18 protein-coding genes and 1 riboswitch are annotated in these 18356 nt (G+C 64.9%); of the genes, 14 read left to right on the top strand and 4 right to left on the bottom strand.

Annotated elements, in window-relative coordinates:
- Positions 1–116 precede the first annotated feature (116 nt).
- From EBB56_RS08650 to EBB56_RS08625, 6 genes are all read left to right on the top strand, one after another.
- Positions 117–998 carry an NAD(+) kinase gene (locus EBB56_RS08650; protein ID WP_108132991.1) on the top strand — a complete coding sequence of 294 codons (882 nt, stop codon included), beginning with the start codon at positions 117–119 and terminating at the stop codon, positions 996–998.
- 13 nt (positions 999–1011) lie between these two features.
- A complete protein-coding gene (locus EBB56_RS08645) occupies positions 1012–1998 on the top strand; it encodes a metallophosphoesterase (protein ID WP_108133024.1) in 987 nt (328 codons plus the stop codon).
- Between the two features lie 271 nt (positions 1999–2269).
- Positions 2270–3115: a rhomboid family intramembrane serine protease gene (locus EBB56_RS08640; RefSeq protein ID WP_124803931.1), complete on the top strand. Its 846-nt coding sequence runs from the start codon at positions 2270–2272 to the stop codon at positions 3113–3115.
- A 9-nt stretch (positions 3116–3124) separates the two neighbouring features.
- Complete coding sequence (locus tag EBB56_RS08635; RefSeq protein WP_045994422.1) at positions 3125–3421, top strand: YeaC family protein; 297 nt, start codon at positions 3125–3127, stop codon at positions 3419–3421.
- Positions 3405–4241 (top strand): DUF2797 domain-containing protein, encoded by an 837-nt coding sequence (locus tag EBB56_RS08630; protein ID WP_371931865.1) that lies wholly within the window; start codon positions 3405–3407, stop codon positions 4239–4241. Before EBB56_RS08635 ends, EBB56_RS08630 begins: the two co-directional genes overlap by 17 nt.
- A gap of 45 nt (positions 4242–4286) precedes the next feature.
- The gene (locus tag EBB56_RS08625) at positions 4287–4967 is read left to right on the top strand and encodes a glutathione S-transferase family protein (RefSeq protein WP_124803929.1); all 681 of its coding nucleotides are present in this window, start codon (positions 4287–4289) and stop codon (positions 4965–4967) included.
- Between the two features lie 104 nt (positions 4968–5071).
- On the opposite strand, the gene EBB56_RS21985 is transcribed toward EBB56_RS08625, so the two are convergent.
- The 4 genes from EBB56_RS21985 to EBB56_RS08605 all read right to left on the bottom strand — a co-directional run bounded on the left by EBB56_RS21985 (position 5072) and on the right by EBB56_RS08605 (position 9890).
- Complete coding sequence (locus tag EBB56_RS21985) at positions 5072–5530, bottom strand: hypothetical protein (protein ID WP_221621161.1); 459 nt, start codon at positions 5528–5530, stop codon at positions 5072–5074.
- Between the two features lie 14 nt (positions 5531–5544).
- Positions 5545–6861: a sulfite oxidase gene (locus tag EBB56_RS08615; RefSeq protein WP_124803927.1), complete on the bottom strand. Its 1317-nt coding sequence runs from the start codon at positions 6859–6861 to the stop codon at positions 5545–5547.
- 147 nt (positions 6862–7008) lie between these two features.
- A complete protein-coding gene (locus EBB56_RS08610; protein WP_124803925.1) occupies positions 7009–8142 on the bottom strand; it encodes a PA0069 family radical SAM protein in 1134 nt (377 codons plus the stop codon).
- 179 nt (positions 8143–8321) lie between these two features.
- Positions 8322–9890: an arylsulfatase gene (locus EBB56_RS08605; RefSeq protein ID WP_124803923.1), complete on the bottom strand. Its 1569-nt coding sequence runs from the start codon at positions 9888–9890 to the stop codon at positions 8322–8324.
- A gap of 629 nt (positions 9891–10519) precedes the next feature.
- Here EBB56_RS08605 and gltS point away from each other — a divergent pair.
- The 8 genes from gltS to EBB56_RS08565 all read left to right on the top strand — a co-directional run bounded on the left by gltS (position 10520) and on the right by EBB56_RS08565 (position 17884).
- Positions 10520–11728 carry a sodium/glutamate symporter gene (gene gltS, locus EBB56_RS08600; RefSeq protein ID WP_124803921.1) on the top strand — a complete coding sequence of 403 codons (1209 nt, stop codon included), beginning with the start codon at positions 10520–10522 and terminating at the stop codon, positions 11726–11728.
- Positions 11729–12177: 449 nt separating this feature from the next.
- Complete coding sequence (gene cobT, locus EBB56_RS08595) at positions 12178–13212, top strand: nicotinate-nucleotide--dimethylbenzimidazole phosphoribosyltransferase (protein ID WP_124804239.1); 1035 nt, start codon at positions 12178–12180, stop codon at positions 13210–13212.
- A 58-nt stretch (positions 13213–13270) separates the two neighbouring features.
- Positions 13271–14251: an adenosylcobinamide-phosphate synthase CbiB gene (gene cbiB, locus EBB56_RS08590; RefSeq protein ID WP_124803919.1), complete on the top strand. Its 981-nt coding sequence runs from the start codon at positions 13271–13273 to the stop codon at positions 14249–14251.
- Entirely contained in the window at positions 14248–15435 is a 1188-nt protein-coding gene (cobD, locus tag EBB56_RS08585; RefSeq protein WP_124803917.1) for a threonine-phosphate decarboxylase CobD, read from the top strand. The genes cbiB and cobD overlap by 4 nt, the downstream gene beginning before the upstream one ends.
- On the top strand, positions 15432–16052 hold the full coding sequence (locus tag EBB56_RS08580) for a bifunctional adenosylcobinamide kinase/adenosylcobinamide-phosphate guanylyltransferase (protein WP_124803915.1): 621 nt from the start codon (positions 15432–15434) through the stop codon (positions 16050–16052). Before cobD ends, EBB56_RS08580 begins: the two co-directional genes overlap by 4 nt.
- A 13-nt stretch (positions 16053–16065) precedes the next feature.
- Positions 16066–16851: an adenosylcobinamide-GDP ribazoletransferase gene (gene cobS, locus EBB56_RS08575; protein WP_124804237.1), complete on the top strand. Its 786-nt coding sequence runs from the start codon at positions 16066–16068 to the stop codon at positions 16849–16851.
- Entirely contained in the window at positions 16803–17441 is a 639-nt protein-coding gene (locus tag EBB56_RS08570) for a histidine phosphatase family protein (protein WP_045994588.1), read from the top strand. Before cobS ends, EBB56_RS08570 begins: the two co-directional genes overlap by 49 nt.
- The gene (locus EBB56_RS08565; RefSeq protein ID WP_045994589.1) at positions 17393–17884 is read left to right on the top strand and encodes a bifunctional adenosylcobinamide kinase/adenosylcobinamide-phosphate guanylyltransferase; all 492 of its coding nucleotides are present in this window, start codon (positions 17393–17395) and stop codon (positions 17882–17884) included. Before EBB56_RS08570 ends, EBB56_RS08565 begins: the two co-directional genes overlap by 49 nt.
- Positions 17885–18010: 126 nt before the next feature.
- Positions 18011–18277: riboswitch (cobalamin riboswitch) on the top strand.
- Positions 18278–18356 lie beyond the last annotated feature (79 nt).

Genomic DNA, 18356 nt, shown 5'->3' with positions numbered 1-18356 from the left:
CGTCAGTCTGGGTGATCATCGATCTGGGCCAGCAGTTGGCCTGAGGCGCCGGGCGCGGTTTGCTCCGCCAGGCCCCCCTCGCCATAATGAGCGGTCGCCAAGGGAAGGATGCGTGGATGCAATCGTTCAAGAACATCGGACTGATCGGGCGCCTGGGCAGCGCCAAGGTGGTCGAGACCCTCAAGCGGCTGATTCGTTTTCTGGATGACGCCGGCTACCACGTGATCGTGGAAGACCGTACCGCCTCGGCGTTGCTGGAACGTGGCCACGCCGAGGCCAGTCGCCGCATGCTCGGCGAACTATGTGATCTGGTGATCGTGGTCGGGGGCGACGGCAGCCTGCTGGGCGCGGCCCGCACCCTGTGTCGCAGCGGAACCCTGGTGCTGGGGGTCAATCGCGGACGGCTGGGCTTCTTGACCGATATCTCGCCGGATGAGCTCGAGGCCCGTGTCGGTGAGGTGCTGGCGGGACAGTACGAGGTCGAACAGCGCTTTCTGCTCGATGCCGAGCTCTACCGCGGGGATTCCCTGGTGGGCAGCGGCGATGCCCTCAATGAAGTGGTACTGCACCCGGGCAAGGCGGTGCGGATGATCGAGTTCGAACTGTTCATCGATGGCCAGTTCGTCTACAGCCAGCGCAGCGATGGCCTGATAATCGCCACGCCGACCGGTTCCACCGCCTACGCCATGTCCGGCGGTGGCCCGATCATGCATCCGAAGCTCGACGTGGTGACGCTGGTGCCGATGTTCCCGCACACCCTTTCGAGCCGGCCCATCGTGATCGACGCCGGCTGCGAGATACGCTGTCATATCGGTGAGACCAACCAGACCTATCCCCACATCAGCTGTGACGGCCAGACCCGTGCCGTGGCCAAGCCCGATGATGTTCTGGTGATCCGGCGCAAGCCCCAGAACGTTCAACTGGTGCACCCTCTGGGTCACAACTTCTATGACGTCCTGCGCAGCAAGCTGGGCTGGAGCAACAGGCTGGGAGATTGACGTGAGCAGGCGACTGGACGGCTACGACCTGATCGGTGACGTTCATGGCTGCGGCGCCACCCTGGCGGCGCTGCTGGAACGGCTGGGGTATCACCTGCGCGGCGGTGTCTATCGTCACCCCCAGCGCAAGGCGATCTTCCTCGGGGACCTGATCGACCGTGGCCCGCGTATCCGCCTGGCGGTCTCCATCGCCAGACGCATGGTGGAAGAGGGCGAGGCCTATATCGTGCTGGGCAATCACGAGATCAATGCCCTGACGTACACCCAGAAAGCCCCGCCTGAGCACGGCAGGGAATGGCTACGCCCGCATACACCGCGTCACAACCGCATCATTCGTGAAACCCTCGAGCAGTACCATGACCACCCCCAGGAGTGGGATGATGCCCTGGCGTGGTTTCGCCAGATCCCCCTGTGTCTCGAGATCGACGGCATCCGGGTGGTCCACGCCTGCTGGGACGACCGCCTGATCGAATCCTTCAGGCAGCTCCGGCCCGACGGCTGTCTGGACCACGATTTCCTGCTCCAGGCCTCGAGCCCGGGTACCGAAGAGTCGAGGATCCTCGAGCGCCTGACCCGCGGCGGTTCCATCGACCTGCCCGGGGACACGGTCATCCATTCCGGAGACGGTTTCACTCGACGAAGCTTTCGGACCCACTTCTGGGCACGAGACCCTCGCACCTGGGGTGACGTGGTGTTCCAGCCGGACAATCTACCGGGAGACCTCGAGGACCGGCCGTTGAGCGACAGCGAACGGGCCAGCCTCAGCTACTATGGCCCCGACCAGCCCCCGCTGTTCATCGGCCACTACTGGTGCGAAGGCGTCCCGGCCTTGCCGGCACCGAATATTGCCTGTCTCGACTACAGCGCGGTGAAGTTCGGTCGACTGGTGGCCTATCGCTACAGCTTTGAATCCCGCCTCGACGCCAACCACTTTGTATGGGTGCCGGTGCCCAGGGACGTGCGTGCGAGGCCCTTGCCCCGAGAGATCGTCTTCGATTGATACAAAACGTTACATTAAAGTCGAGCACCCGACTGAACCCTTTATCAAAAGCGGCGTCTGAGTAGGTGTTCCCTTGAATGATCCCTTGCTCTTGTCCGGCGGCCCCCTCCGCCGGACTTTTTCTGTGTGGATGAAAAAGACATCCTGCCATGCCCGGCTTGCCGTCGGGCCTTTCGCCCATCTGCGCCGCGTGTGACCGCTGCCCCTACCGGCCAACGTCATTTCAGGCCATCATCTCTGGGCCGCTACCCTTTTTCGCGCTGGAGACGCCATGTTCCGGGTCATGCTGATCCCCCACGATATCGATACTCGCGAGCTGCGACAGGCGCTCTGGTCGCACCGCATCGGACACCGTATCACCGACGAGGACGACGGCCAGGTACTGTGGCTGATGGACCCGAAACAGCAGGACGCTCTGGCCGAGGTGATCACTCGCTGGCAGCGGGGAGAGGCGATACCCGCGCCGAGTGCCTCGAAGCCGAGACCGGCACGTCACTGGTGGCCGCTGCTGCGCCAGCATCCGGTCACCTTGTCGGTGCTCGGGCTGTGTCTGCTGGTGTTTGGTGCCATCGCTGTGTGGGGAGACATGGTGCTGGCGTGGCTGGCGATTGTGCCTGTGGGCATCCGTGGCGGGGCGCTGGCCGTCGGCAGTATCCCCGATGCGCTGGCGGCGGGGCAGGTATGGCGCCCGCTGTCGCCGATCTTCCTGCATTTCGGCTGGATGCACCTGATCTTCAACATGATGTGGTTGTGGTATTTCGGCCGTCAGGTGGAGACCCTGCATGGCCCATTGCGCATGCTGACGCTGGTGGTGGTGGCGGGGCTTGCCGGCAACCTGTCCCAGTACGCCACCGGCACGGTGCTGTTCGGTGGCATGTCGGGCGTCGACTTTGCGTTGCTTGGCTACGTCTGGTTGATGTCCCGTCGCGCGCCGGCCAGCGGCTTCTTCGTGCCGCAGATGCTGGTGCTGTTCATGCTCGGCTGGATGGTCTTCACCATGACCGACGTCGCCGGGCTGGTGGGCTTTGGCAATGTGGCCAACGAGGCGCACCTGGGCGGTCTGCTCGTGGGGCTGGTGCTGGGCTGGTATCATTCCCGCAAATCACGTCTTCACTAGAGCGATGCCATGAGCGACATGACCTTCGAGCGAATGATTTCCCAGATGACGCCGTCGATCTACCAGAGCCTCAAGCAGGCGGTGTCGCTGCGCAAGTGGCCGGACGGGCGAATGCTGACGGCCGAGCAGATCGAGCTGTGCATGGAAGCCGTGATGCGCTACGAGCACGACAACAATGTGCCCGAGGAGAGCCGCATCGGCTACCTGGAGCAACGCACCTGCGGCGCTGGGCCCGGTGGGCCATCGAGCAGTGCCGGGGTTTCCGAAGACATGGCGGGGCTCGCCCGGGATGCCAGTCGTGACTGAAGTACTTGCCCACGGATGTCTGTCCAAGATGGGGGTCGAACCCGACTCCCCCGCGCGCTACACCCTCAAGGCCGGCGAGAACCGTCTGCCGCTCAACGACTACCTGGGCCGCACCCTGCGACTCGAGTGGAGCGGGGCGATCGCCTGTACCCACTGTGGGCGTGCGACCAAGAAGAGCTTCGGGCAAGGCCACTGCTATCCCTGCTTCAAGCGCCTGGCCCAGTGCGACAGCTGCATCATGAAGCCCGAGCTGTGCCACTTTTTCGAGGGGACCTGTCGCGAGCCCGAGTGGGGCGAGCGGTTCTGCTTCCAGCCCCACGTCGTCTACCTGTCCAACGCTTCCGGGCTCAAGGTCGGGATCACCCGCAATACCCAGATGCCGACGCGCTGGCTCGATCAGGGCGCGATCCAGGCGTTGCCGATCCTCGAGGTGGACAGTCGTCAGCAGTCTGGCTTCGTCGAGGTGCTGTTCAAGAATGAGGTGTCGGATCGCACCAACTGGCGGGCGATGCTCAAGGGCCAGGTCGAGGAGCTGGATCTGGCCGCAGAGCGCGACCGTCTGCTGGAAAGGCTGTCGGCGGGGCTGGGCGATCTACGCGAGCGCTTCGGCGCCGATGCTATCCGTCCCCTGGACGGCAGCCCACGTCGCTTCGACTACCCGGTACTGGAGTACCCCACCAAGGTCACGTCTCACAACCTCGACAAGAATCCGCGAGTCGAGGGCACGCTGATGGGGATCAAGGGCCAGTACCTGATCTTCGATACCGGAGTGATCAATCTTCGCAAGTACACCGGCTACGAGATGTCGCTGGCGGCTTGATCACCGGCAGCGACAGGCGCTGTCAGCGACCCAGGGAGCACTGTCATGTACGTGCTGCATATCGCCAATCGACAGACGTCGTCGTGGTCGCTGAGGGCCTGGCTGACCTTGCGCCAGCTCGAGATTCCCTTCGAGCTGGCCTTTCACCCCTTCGATGAGCAGGGCAACAGTCACGCCGACTTTCGTCGGTTTTCGCCCTCGGGGCGAGTGCCCTGTCTGCATCATGACGAACGGGTGGTGTGGGACTCGCTGGCCATCATCGAATACCTGGCCGAGCGTCATTCCGAGATCTGGCCTGAGCATGTGGACGCCAGATGCTGGGCCAGAAGTGCCTGTGCCGAGATGCATTCAGGTTTTAGCGCGCTCAGGCAGCAGTGTCCGATGCACTGCGCGCTGCGCGTACGCTTGAACGAAAAGACGCCCGAGTTGCTGGATGACCTGCATCGGCTGAACGAACTGTTTGAAGACGGCTTGACGCGCTTTGGTGGACCTTACCTGTGCGGCGAGCGTTTTACCGCCGCAGACGCCTTTTTCGCCCCCATCGCCTTCAGGATGCGAACCTACGACCTGCCCATGGGTGGCCCATCACGCGACTACCTCGAGCGACTCCTCGCCTTGCCCGCCATGCGCCAATGGCAAAGCGAGGCGGTTTGCGAGCCGTTCCGTGAGTTGCCTCTCGAGGCGCAGATCCTCGCCAGCGGCACTGTGCTCAAGGACTTGCGCTGAAGGATCTGTGTTAGGGCATCTGACTATCTGTCAGAGCATAGGATGCCCGATTCCGCTGTCGCAGAACCGGGCCGACCAGCCGCCTTTCAATCGCGTCCGTTGTTTCAACCTTCTGCACTGGTCTCGTTGGCCTGTGGTGGCGGCGGCATCAGATGCTTGGGCAGGTTCTGCCGCCTGGCATCGGTCCTTGGGCCGTAGTGGGTCGATAGGTAGTCGAGGATGGTGGCTTCCATTTCGGGATTGAACTGCCACAGGCCCTGGGTCTCCTGCATCCAGTCGATCAGGTAGGCCCAGTGCTCGCGTGACCCCCTGTTCTGGGTGACCAGGGCGGCGGAGTGGCAGACGGTGCAGTTGCCCTTGACCGTCTGCCAGCCCTCGGCCATCACGAACCCGCTGTCCGGGTCGGTCTCGAGGGGGGCATCTGTGGCTTGCCCAGAGGCCTCGCCTGTCGATTGAGCCAGGCCAAAGGGGCTGAACAGCACCGCGCCGAGCAGCAGGCCAGTCATCAAGAGCGGGCGGGTCGACGACCAGGCCCTATGCCTTCTGGTGGTACGAATTCCCATGCCAGTCTCCTCCCTCAGCCGACCTGAACCGCGATGCGGTGACAGGCGTTGTTGAGGTAGCCCTTGGGGTTCCAGCCGGGCACCACCATGGGCTGGGACTGGCCGTTTTCATCCACCGCCCGGGCCCACACCTCGTAATAGCCTGGCTCGGGGAACTCGACCTGGGTGGTAAAGCGCTGCCAGGCGAGGCGATTGGGTGCGTCGTTGAGGCTGGCCTTCTGCCAGGTGGCGCCGAAGTCGATTGAGGTGTGCACCTCGGATACCGACAGATCCCCCGCCCAGGCGTGGCCGCGCACCTCCATCGGCTGGCCCTGGGCGTGCTCGATCCCTGATCGCGGGTAGGTGATCAGGGACTTCACCGGCATCGACTGGATGGTGACGAAGTCTTCCTTGGCCACCTCAGTGCCCGGTGCCACCGGGTTCGCCGGCACGCTGTAGGAGGGAGGCGCCATCTTGGCCCCATCGTGCTTCTGGTTGCGCACGACGATCTGCTTGAGCCACTTGCCCGATACCGAGCCTGGCCAGCCGCCGCACACCAGGCGCAGCGGGTAGCCGTTCTGGTAGGGAATGTCCTCGCCGTTCATCGCCCAGGCGATCAGCGACTCGTCCTCCAGGGCCTTTTCCATCGGCACACCGCGAGAGATCGCTTCCTTGTCGGCGGCGCCGCTGGCGTGGCGATCGGCGCCGTAGTAACCGATATAGACGGCGTCGTCGGCGATGCCACAGGCCTCCAGCACATCGCGAAGTCGTACCCCGGTAAAGGTCGGGCAGGCCACCGCACCGGTGGTCCACTGGTTGCCGCTGGCGGCGGGGACGTACTCGCTGCGACCATTGCCGCCGCACTCTACCTGAAGCTGGTAGGTGTGCTCGGAGAAGCGCTCCTTCAGCTCGGCGATGGTGAAGGTGGTGGGGTTCTGGCACGACTCGCCGGTGATTTCCAGCGTCCAGGTGGCGGGATCGATTTCGGCTCGCTCCGGGGGCAGGCCGTTGTTGCGCACGAACATGTAGCGCGCCGGGGTAATGTCATCGTCGAGCAGATGGGCCGGTGTCTCGGCGTTGATCGGACGGTCGTTGAGGACCCTCAGCCCCTCCTTGCCCTCGATCTCGAAGGCTTCGTCGCTCTGGGCCAGGGCTGCAGGAATCAGGCCTCCCGGCATGAAGCGTGCGAAGGGAATGCTGGCGCCGAGTACCGCGCTCATGGCCAGCAGGCTGGAGCCGGTGAGAAATCCACGACGGCTGACGGGATCCACCTGCCGCCCCCACAGCTTGCGATCGGCGTCCACGGGATCCTTGGCGTAGAGGGCGTGCAGGCCCTTGGTCTGGCGGCGCATGCAGAACTCCTTATATTTTAATTGTAGGTCGTTATTCCAGAGGATCCTTGTAGCGTAGGTGGTGGCACCGGCGGCGGCCAGGGACAGTTGGAAGGCGGCAATGGGTCCAGCGCTGGGGCATAGCGGCCTGGAGGCGGTGGCGACTCGCTAAAATAACGATCCCTGACGATGGGGCGCCCTGAAGCTCTCGGTATCAAGCTCACTATCAGTATCAAGACCGCTATCAAGGCCACTATCAAGGCCACTATCACTACGTCGTGACAGGCCCAGGCGACGGCAGGCCTTGCGGAAGCGTTGGTCGAGCAGTTCGGCGAAGACGCCCTGGCCGCGCATGCGGTGGCCGAAGCGACTGTCGTAGTCCTGGCCGTTGCGACACTGGCGAATCAGGCTCATGACCTTGGCGGCGCGCTCAGGATAGTGGGACTCGAGCCAGGCCTCGAACAGCGGCGCGACCTCGCGTGGCAGTCGCAGCAGCATCCAGCCGGCGGTGCTGGCGCCGGCGTCCCTGGCGGCCTGGAGCAGGCGCTCCAGTTCATGGTCGGTAAGCCCGGGAATCACCGGCGAGACCAGGGTGCCCACCGGTACACCGGCATCGGCAAGTTCGCCGATGACCCGAAGTCGGGCCCGGGGTGAGGCGGTGCGCGGCTCCAGTTGACGCTTGAGTTCGGTGTCAAGGCTGGTGAGGCTGACCATCACCCGCACCAGGCGGCGGCTTGCCAGTTCACTCAACAGGTCCTTGTCGCGCAGGATCAGCGCGCTCTTGGTCACCAGGGTGACCGGATGACGCCACTCCAGCAGCCGTTCGAGCAGTGCCCTGGTGGTTCGGTGTTCGGCCTCGATGGGCTGGTAGGCGTCGGTGTTGCCGGACAGGTTGATCGGGCGGCAGACGTAGCCGGGCTTGCACAATTCCTCGGTGAGGCGTTCCACCAGGCCGGTGCGGGCGATCAGGCGGGTCTCGAAGTCGAGACCGGGTGACAGGTCCCAGTAGGCATGACTGGGCCGCGCGTAGCAGTAGATGCAGCCATGCTCGCAGCCACGGTAGGGGTTGATCGAGCGATCGAAGGGCAGGTCTGGCGAGCGGTTCCACGACAGAGCGCTCCTGGCGCTCTCGGTGGCGGTGACGGTGGCGATGCGATCAGGCGTTGCCTCTTGCCACCAGCCGTCGTCCACCTGTTGGCTACGGGTGGGAGAAAAACGATTGGCGGGATCATAGGTCGCGCCGCGGCCCTTCAAGGGGCTCGTAGCGCTTCTTTGCTGGCCGTCGTCGTGATAGTGATCCATGCCTGCAAGGCTAGTCGAATGCTGTTTATATATCCAGTGTGGTGGTGGGGCGAACGAACGCGGAGCAGAGCTATGGGCTGAATAAGGAGATAAACGGGGGTTGAACAAGAGCTGAACGGGGAGCACAACGGCAAGAGGCCGCCCAAGGGCGGCCTCCTGTCGACTTGCCGGTGGAAGCGTTATTGCTTCGGCGTAAAGGAGCCGGCTTCCTGACGCTGGGGGTATTCCTCGAAGGTGGCCATGAAGTCCGCCACGATCTTGCCTACAGGGGAGAAGGCATACATGCGGCGCAGCTGCCAGTCGTCGTAGTAGGAAGAGTCTTCCGGGGCCATCTCGAACGGATCGGCACGCAGGTCGATCAACAGCGGTGCCTTGAGCTGCGTCTGCTGACGGCGCCAAGCGTCCATGCCCTCGTGCTCCTGGATGCTGAAGTGTGCCTTGTACTGGCCGAAGCGCACGGCACCCAGGGAACCATCATCGACGAAGGCGAAGAAGGTGTCGCGCGGCCACTCGCCGGCGTCCTCGGCGCCGGTCAGGTGGGGCAGCACGTTATAGCCATCGATGTGCACGTTGAATTCCTTGTCACCGGCGGTGTAGCCGTCAAGCAGCTGCTCCTTGATGTCCGGCTCGCCAGCGGCGGCGATCAGGGTCGGGAACATGTCCTCAAGCGAAAGGATCTCGTTGGACACCTGGCCCGGTTCGATCTGCCCCGGCCACCTCATCATGAACGGCACCCGAATGCCGCCTTCCCAGGTAGTGGCCTTCTCGCCACGGAAGGGCGAGGTGCCGCCATCCGGCCAGGTGAACTTCTCGGCGCCGTTGTCGGTGGTGTAGATGACGATGGTGTTCTCGTCGGCACCCAGTTCCTCGAGCTTGTCGAGCAGTTGGCCCACCAGGGCGTCGTGCTCGGTCATGCCATCGGCGTAGACGCCAAGTCCGGTGCGGCCTTCACTCTCTTCCTTGAGGTGGGTGAAGATGTGCATGCGGGTGGTGTTGTACCAAACGAACCAGGGTGTATCGGAAGATTCCTGGCGCTCGATGAAGTCCTCGGCGGCGGTCAGGAATTCCTCGTCGATGGTCTCCATACGCTGTTTTGTCAGCGGGCCGGTGTCCTCGATCTGGCCATCCGCGGAAGAGCGAATGACACCACGGGGGCCGAACTGTTCACGGAAGCCAGGATCGGTGGGGTAGTCGGCGTTCTCCGGCTCTTCCTCGGCGTTCAGGTGGTAGAGGTTGCCGAAGAATTCGTCGAAGCCGTGGTTGGTCGGCAGGTACTCGTCGCGATCGCCGAGGTGGTTCTTGCCGAACTGGCCGGTAGCGTAGCCCATCGGCTTGAGGATCTCGGCGATGGTCGGGTCTTCCGGCTGCAGGCCGAGCGGATCGCCGGGCATGCCGATCTTGAGAAGACCGGTACGCTTGGGTGACTGCCCGGTGATGAAGGCCGCGCGCCCAGCGGTGCAGCTCTGCTGGCCATAGGCGTCGGTGAAGCGGATGCCTTCTTCGGCGATGCTGTCGATGTTGGGCGTGGTGTAACCCATCATGCCGCTGTTGTAGGCGCTAGTGTTAAACCAGCCGATGTCATCGCCCATGATGACCAGGATGTTGGGCTTGTCTGATGACGCCTCGGAGGAGGTTTCTTCTTCGGTCGCGGACGCTGGCTGAATGCTGGCTGCCAGGCCGACCGCAGCAATCGATGCCGCCACGATGCCCTTCCAGGGCGAAGGTATTGCCGACGAATACACTTTCATGATCGTTCCCTTAAATTAAATGATGTCATTGACATGGCATTGATACAGCGGAGTGATGTGTTGGCCTGCTCTCCTTGCTGGTCGACGTACGGCTTGCTGGTCAGGTCCTGACAGCCGGCGCGTGAAGGCCGGCGGTATCGTTGTATTTCCTCCGATTCCCGCCCGCTGGGCTGGAGCCAGGGGGAGGGAAGGCCGAGTCTGCTGGCTCAGCTAAAAGTGTGCCTTGATGGGCATGCAAGACAGCATAGTAAACGATCATTGCTTGTGCATGACCAACTTCCCCGAGCCTGCCCAAATGGTTGTCTCATTTGCTTTGCCATCGTCGACTCGACCGTCAGGGTGCCAGTGACCTCGCCCTCTGTGTCGTTGGTCATCGCCCTCTGTGTCATTGGTCGTGGCCCTTGGCACCTTCTCCCTTGGCTGAGTTTGAACCGCTGTTTCTGCCTGGACCCTCCCTCGGGTGGGGCGGACCGCTGAGGACACAAGAGGGAGCAAAAGCTTGCTCCACGACAAATAGGCCCCTCTCATGCCTGAATGTTTGTCCAGTAGTCTAAGTGCGGGCACCTGGCGTAGCCGCACCAAGAGTCACCAGGAGGGTGTCCTTCGAGGGCGAAGGAGAGCGAAGGCAGATGAATATAGGCTTGAACGCTGTGGAAACAATGGCACTGGCGCTGGTCCTGCTGATGGTGGGCATTCAGCTTCGGCGCCGGGTGGAGTGGCTCGAGCGCATGTGCGTACCGACGCCGGTGGTCGGGGGCATCGGCTTCGCCGTGCTGGTATGGCTGCTACGATCGATGGACGTGCTGACGCTGGACCTGGACACCAGCGTTCAGGATCCGATGATGATCGCCTTCTTCGCCACGGTAGGGCTCGGTGGCAGCCTCTCGGTGCTGGCCAGGGGCGGGCGTTCGCTGGTGATCTTCCTGTTGACCTGCTGGGCCCTGGTGCTGGTGCAGAATGGTATCGGTATCGGCGTCGCCTCGATGATCGGGCTCGACCCCCTGATCGGCCTGATGGCGGGCGGGCCTTCGCTGGAAGGCGGCTTTGGCGGTGCGGCGGCCTTCGGGCCAGAGGCGGAAGCGCTCGGTGCCGACGGCGCCCTGACCGCCGCCATGACGGCGGCCACCTACGGTGTCATCACCGGTAGCCTGCTGGGCGCGCCTCTCGCCCGCTGGTTGATCGAGCGGTTCAAGCTTCGCATCGAGGCCGAGGAGGTCGGCGGGCTTGCCGATCTGCACGAGGAGCACCTGAGCGAAGAGGATCAGACGCTGACCCCGCATCGGGTACTGAAGGCTATGGCGGTGGTGGTGCCGGTGATGGTCATCGGCCTGGCCTGTCGCGAACTCATGAAAGAGAAACTCGGCATCGTGCTGCCAAGCTATGTCGGGGCCATGTTCGTGGCCATCGTGTTGCGCAACCTGAACGATCACCTTCGCCTGGTCGAGGTGTCCGAGCGTGCCATCAATCTGATCGGAGAAGTCAGCCTGGCGATCTTCCTGACCATGGCCATGATGAACCTGAAGATCTGGCAGCTGCAGGGGATGGGACTTGGCCTGGCGCTGATCCTGATGATCCAGACGCTGGTGATCGTTGCCATCGCGGCACTGGTAGTCTTTCGTTCGCTCGGCAGCAACTACGACGCCGCCGTACTCTCCGCCGGTTTTATCGGTTTTGGCCTGGGCGCTACTCCCAACGCCTTCGCCAACATGGGCGCCGTCTGCGACCACTACAAGGTGGTATCGAGCAAGGCCTACATCATCGTTCCGCTGTGTGGCGCCGTCTTGATCGACATGGTCTCCGTGCCCGCCATCACCTGGTGTCTTAACGTCTTTGCCTGAGGTCACGCTCGAGCGGTTTCACCAGTAGAACCGTTTCATGAATAGATACCGACGCCGCGCCCACCCGGGCGCGGCGTCGGTCGTCCTGTCGAATCATGATGAATGCGGGGGCCTCGAACGGGGCTCGAACGGGGTTTGAATGAGGCAAGGCGACCCGCAGCACGACCCGCAGCACGACCTGCAGCACGACCTGCAGCATAGACGCTCGATCTCGGATCCGTTTCCGAGGGAAGATCGCCTTTCGGTGATCTGCTAAGCTCGGCGGCTTGTTGCCCGCCTGTTCGCGTGTCTGAAGGCTCGGGCGGTCTTTTTCTTATTCGCCGCCTGGGCGGCGTTAGTGCCATCAGGATATCGCCGTGCGTGACCAGCCCTCGTCCTCGTCTTCTACCCCCGCCTCGACGCTTGACTCGCCCCTCGACTCGCCCCTTGCTTCAACTCTTTCCACCAATATTGGCCGCATTCCTTCGCTGGACCTTGAGGCCCGCCGCCTGGCCTGTGCTCGTCTCGATAACCTGACCAAGCCCCCCGGCAGCCTGGGTCGACTCGAGAAGCTCGCTGCGGATCTGGCGGCGATGACAGGAGAGCCGTTACCCCGGGTCGACCCTGCGGCCATCATCGTGTTCGCCGCCGACCACGGGGTGGCGGCGGAAGGCGTGTCGGCCTTTCCGGCCTCGGTCACCGCCCAGATGGTCGCCAACTTCGCCCGCGGGGGCGCCGCCATCAACGTTTTTGCCCGCCAGATCAATGCCCGGCTCGAGGTCGTCGACGTTGGGGTGGCCACGCCCAGCGACCAGGTGCCGGGTGTGGTGCTCGAACGGGTGCGCGCGGGCAGCGGCAATATTGCCTGCGAGGACGCCATGAGTCCCGACGAGGTAAAGGCGGCGCTTGAGGTCGGCATTCGTGCCGTCGAGCGCGCCCGCGCTGCGGGTGCCCGCTGTGTCATCCTGGGGGAGATGGGCATCGCCAACACCACCGCAAGCAGCGCTCTGCTGGCCGCCTTTACCGGCCTTTCCGCCGAGGAGGTGGTGGGGCGTGGCACCGGTATCGACGATGCGCGTCTGGACCACAAGCGCAAGGTCATCGCCAGGGCGCTGGCACGGGGCACTGGCGATACCGCCCTCGATACCCTGGCGCGTCTGGGCGGGCTCGAGATCGCCGCCATGGCAGGGGCCTGCCTGGGCGCAGCGGCGGGTCGCACGCCGGTGCTGGTGGACGGTTTTATCGCCACGGTAGCGGCCCTTGCGGCGACTCGGCTGGCGCCTGGCGTGCGGGACTACCTGGTGTTTGGCCATCGCAGCGATGAGGCCGGTCACGGTGAGGCGCTGGCCGCACTCGGCGGTGAGCCGCTGTTGTCGCTTGGCCTGCGCCTGGGCGAAGGCAGCGGCGCGGCCCTGGCCTATCCGCTGCTCGCCAGTGCCTGCGCCATGCTCAGCGAGATGGCGACCTTCGCCGACGCCGGGGTCGAGGGTGGCCCGTCGGCATGAGGCGAGCAGACGTCGTGAGAGTAGATGACGACAGCGCGGCCAGGGGGTGGTGGTTTCCATGACGCTGCCGCCACTAAGCCCCGAGTTGCTGGCGTTGGTGCTCGCCGCCCTGGTGCTGGACCTTTGGCTGGGGGATCCACGCTGGCTGCCGCATCCGGTGGTTGGCATGGGCCGACTGATCGGCGCCCTGGAAGCGCGGCTCAACCGTGGCAGGCCGCAGGCGCGTCGAGCCAAGGGCGTGGTGCTCACGCTGGTGGTGGTGGGGCTTGCATGGACGCTGGCCACTTTGGCGATTGGCCTTGCCGGTGTCGTCTCGCCCTGGCTGGCGCTGGTGGTGGAGGGCTTGCTTTTGTGGACTTGCCTTGCCTGCCGGGGCCTGGTGCAAGCGGCCCGCGCGGTGGCCACACCGCTGGCAAGGGGCGATCTGTATCAGGCGCGGCGCGCGGTCTCGGCCATCGTCGGGCGTGATACCCGAGAGCTTGACGAGGCAGGGGTGAGCCGAGCGTGCGTCGAGAGCGTGGCCGAAAATACCGTCGATGGCATCACCGCACCGCTGTTCTGGGCTCTGCTCGGCGGTGCGCCCCTGGCCTTGGCCTACAAGGCCGCCAATACTCTGGATTCCATGGTCGGCCATCGCAATGATCGCTACCGCGAGTTCGGCTGGGCCTCGGCTCGCTTCGACGATCTGGTCAACTTGCTGCCGGCTCGGCTGACGGCGCTGGCCATGTGGTGTCTTGCTGCGGTGGTTCCGGGGCTGCGCAGGCGCGGCGCCTGGTCGGCGACGTGCCGACAGGCACCGGCTCACCCCAGTCCCAACGCCGGCTGGTCGGAGGCAATGGTGGCCAATCTGCTCGGCGTCGAGCTGGGCGGGGTAAACCGCTACGGCGATCAGATCAGCGACCGGGCGCGGCTGGGCACGCCCACCGAGACGTTAAAGGCGCGTCACATCGACGCCGCGATTCGCTGTCTCTACGCCGGCACGGCGGGCGTGCTGACACTGCTGGCCTTGATCATCCTGGTGCTGGAGGCCGTGCGATGACATCGACCCACACTCGGCACCTGAGCGACACAAGCGCGAGCCAGACGCCAACACAGGGGCAGGGCTCTTGCTGGCCTGATCACGGCGGCCAGGGCGCGGCGCTGCTCGACAGACTTGGCCTGTCGTCGGTGACACCGACCATGGATGTGAGCGCGAGCCTCAATCCGCTGGGCCCGCCGGCCTGGCTTGCTGATTGGCTCGCCCGCGCCATGAACGAGGTGCGCCACTATCCTGACCCCGAGTATCGGGACGCCGTGGCGGCTCTGGCGGCGTCGCTGGGGATAGCGCCACTGTCGTTGGTGTTGACCAATGGCGGCGCCGAGGCGATCCACCTGGTGGCCCGGGCCTATCGTCGCGCCCGCGCCTTGATCGTCGAGCCGACCTTCGCCGAGTACGCCCGGGCATGCCGACTCAACGACATCGAGATCGAGCGTTTGCAGCTCAGCGGAGATGACTTTCGGCTGGACGTCGAGGCGCTCTCGGCGCGCCTTGCCCCTGTCGATCTGGTGTTTGTGTGTCGCCCCAACAATCCCACCGGCACGCGCCTTCCCAGAAGTGACGTGGAAGCGCTGGTGGCCGCGGCCAGGCGCAGCGACACCCTGGTGGTCATCGACGAAGCCTTCGTCGACTTTGCCGACGATGAAGCCCCGCTCACCGATCTGGTGGAACAGGGCGAGCCGCTGGTGCTGTTGCGCTCGTTGACCAAGTTTTACGCCCTGGCGGGGCTGCGGCTTGGCTATCTGGTGGCGTCCCCGCAGCGCTGTCGGGCGCTGCAACACCATCAGGTGGCCTGGAGCGTCAACGGCCTGGCTGCCGCCGTAGTGCCCGAGCTGCTGGCCGATGGCGACTTTGCGCGTCGCACGCGCGACTGGCTTTACTCCGAGCGCGCCTATCTGACGGCCGGCCTGCGCGATCTGGGCCTGACGGTGGTGGACTCCCAAGCCAATTTCGTGCTGTTCAGGCCGCCGGGCCAGCCGTCGCAGGCCAATGGCGAAGCCTTGTTAGCGTATCTGGCCCGTCATGGCTGTCTGGCTCGCCACACCCACACCTTCAGTGGGTTGGACGGCGCCTGGATTCGCGTGGCGCTGCAGCGCCGAGCCGACAATGATCGCCTGCTCAGATGGCTTGGCGACTGGCTCGGCGACTGGCTCGGCGACGCCCAGTCTCGTGGAGAGAACCGATGATCGCCTTTGTCAGCGGTGGCGTGCGTTCGGGCAAGAGTCACGTTGCCGAACAGGCGGCACTGGCGCTCCACGCCGACAAGCCCCGGGGGCAGCTCTGGTACCTGGCAACCGCCAGGGCCGAGGAGGGCGAGATGGCCACGCGGGTGGCGCGCCACCAGGCCCGGCGTGACAGCCGCTGGCATACGCTGGAGGCACCGCAGGACCTGTTGGTCGCCTGGCGTCAGGTGGGCACAGGCGACACCGTGCTGCTGGATTGCCTGACGCTGTGGTCGAGTCAGCGCCTGTTTGCCGACGGCCTTGAGCGTGACGCCCGGCGCGGTGCGGCGAGAGACGCCTTCAACCAACTAGCAGCGCTGCTCGCGGACGCTCGCCGACGTGACATCGCGCTGGTGGTCGTCTCCAACGACCTCAACGAGGAATTGCCGCCGAAGGACGCCCTGGTGCGCTGGTACCTGAGCGAGCTCCAGCGTCTGCACCTGCTGTTGGCGCGGTGCGCCGATCGGGTGGTGGAGGTGGTCGCGGGGCAGGCCATCGAGTGGAAGCCGGCGGGGGAACGTCCCGCTGACGTGAGGGCAGGAGCGGGCAACAGGCTGGGTAGAGGAGAGTCGAGTGAGTGATCAAAGGCCGCGAGTGCTGCCGGCACTGGCCGGGCTGGGGCTGGCGATCCAGTTTCTGACCCGGATTCCATTGCCGGTGATGATCGACTGGAACGGCGCCAACCGCCGCTGGGCGGCGCGTTGCTACCCGCTGGTGGGGCTCTTGATCGGCGTGCTGCTGGCCGTGGCCGCCGCGCTGACCTCAGCGCTGCCCACGCCGATCCAGGCACTGGTGCTGCTGACGCTGTGGGTGGCGCTGTCCGGTGGGCTGCACCTGGACGGTGTGATGGACCTGGCCGATGCGCTGGGCAGCAATGCGCCGCTCGAGCGCCGCTGGCAGATCATGAAGGACCCGCAGGTCGGCAGTTTTGGCGTGCTGGCGCTGGTGTTCCTGCTGGCCTGGAAGGCGGTCCTGTTGTGGTGGTGGCTCACGACCGACGGGGCTCTGCTGTGGCTGGTCGTGGTACCCGCCCTGGCCAGAGCCAGCGCGGTGGCGCTGCTGATCGGCGTACCCGCTGCTCGGCCCGAGGGACTCGCCCATAGCTGGCAGCAGGGCCTTGGCTGGCGCGACCTGGTGCTTGCCCTGGTTCCTCTTCTGGTGGTGGTTTCCGCGGGACTGCTGCTGGAGCCGGGCGGGACGAACGTAGCCGGGCTGGTGGGGGTTCTGCTCGCCAGCGGGGGCTTTACCTGGGTCTTCGCCCGGGGGATGATCCGAGCCTTTCACGGCATCAACGGCGATATGCTGGGCAGTGCCATCGAGGGAGGAGAACTATGGCTTCTGATGTGTGTCTCGAGCTGGTGGTGGTTCGCCACGGGCTGACCCAGTGGAACCTGGACAAGCGCTACCAGGGCCAGCGCGATATCGAGCTGTTGATGCCCGACGCCCTGGCCGATATGGATCGGTTGCGCCTGGAACTGGAAGGCGAGCGCTTCGACGCTGTGGTGTCGAGCGACCTGACCCGCTGCCGCCAGACCCTGGCCCATATCGCCGAGGGCCGTGGCTGGCCGGAGCCTCGCCTGGACCAACGCCTGCGCGAGAACGACTTCGGCGAGTTCGAGGGGCGCAACTGGGAAGAGCTCAAGGACGATCCGGTCTACCGGGAGTGGATCGACAGCGCCGGTGAGCTGGCGCCTCCCGGTGGTGAATCCGCCCAGGACCTGCGTGACCGGCTGGCGTTGGCCCTCGGCGCCATCTTCGATGCCGCCGTCGAGGCCGGCCATCGGCGCGTGCTGGTGGTCACCCACGGCGGGGTGATCCGCGAGCTGCGCCGAGAGTTCGAGGGCGTGCCGTTCTGGGAGGGCGTCGTCGGTCAGGCCGCCGGTCGGCGCTGGACACTCATTCGACAGGCAGAGGGCATCACATGCACGTCTTCATCGGCGGTACCGCGTCAGGCAAGCGTCAGCGGGTAGCCGAGCGCTACCCCGAGGCACGCTGGCGCGACGCCGACGAGATGATGAGACGGGTGCCCGGTGCGGGCGCTGGTCCCGCCATCGACGATGGCGACACCCTCGTCATCAGCGGCTGGCTTGCCTGGCTCGAGGCCGAACTAGAGAACGAACTTGAGAACCAACGTGAAAACGAGTCAGCAAGCGCCGACGATGACCGGCTGGGCCGGCGCTGGCGCGAGGCCTTGACTGGCTGGGCCAGTTCGCCGGGACGGCGCGTGCTGGTGCTTGACGAGGTGGGGCGCGGCATCGTCCCGGTGGACCCGGCCCAGCGCCGCCTGCGTGATCTGATGGGCTGGCTGTCCCAGGACGCGGTGCGCCTGGCAAGCCAGGTACACTACGTACGCCATGGCCTGACCATGCGGCTCGATGGGAAGGAGGCTACCGCAGCGGGCCGAGCGGACTGAGCGAACAGACCCGGCATCGAACCAGTCGAACAAGCCGAACGGCGCTTTTCGTTGACGCCCGCTGTGCCGATTGCTAGCTTACGCGCACTCTCAGGTGCCCCGAAACGTGCCAGCATGACCACGGCGTCAGTCCTTTCTGACGCAAGACGCCGTGGCCAGAAGTAGACACGAGGGGTGAAACGGGAAGTCGGTGCCAATCCGACGCTGCCCCCGCAACGGTGATCGAGTCAAGCGCGCTCACCACGCCACTGTGACAGGGTCCTTGACCCCTGATGCGACCGGACCCTGTGTCCCGCTCAGCCAGTCACGGGAAGGCGAACGCGCCGAACCGTCGAAACGCTTCGATGGTTCATCTCGTCAGCCCGGAGACCGGCCTGAAGAGCCATGCCAAGGGGCGGTGGGGTCCCGACGCGCAGCGCTTGCCTGTCAGTTTGGTGTTCTTGACGCTCCCGGGTGTCCTGTCCAGCGTTCT

The sequence above is a fragment of the Halomonas sp. YLB-10 genome, from assembly GCF_003856855.1.
Classification (GTDB): domain Bacteria; phylum Pseudomonadota; class Gammaproteobacteria; order Pseudomonadales; family Halomonadaceae; genus Halomonas; species Halomonas litopenaei.
This window is presented reverse-complemented; position numbering and strand designations above follow the sequence as displayed.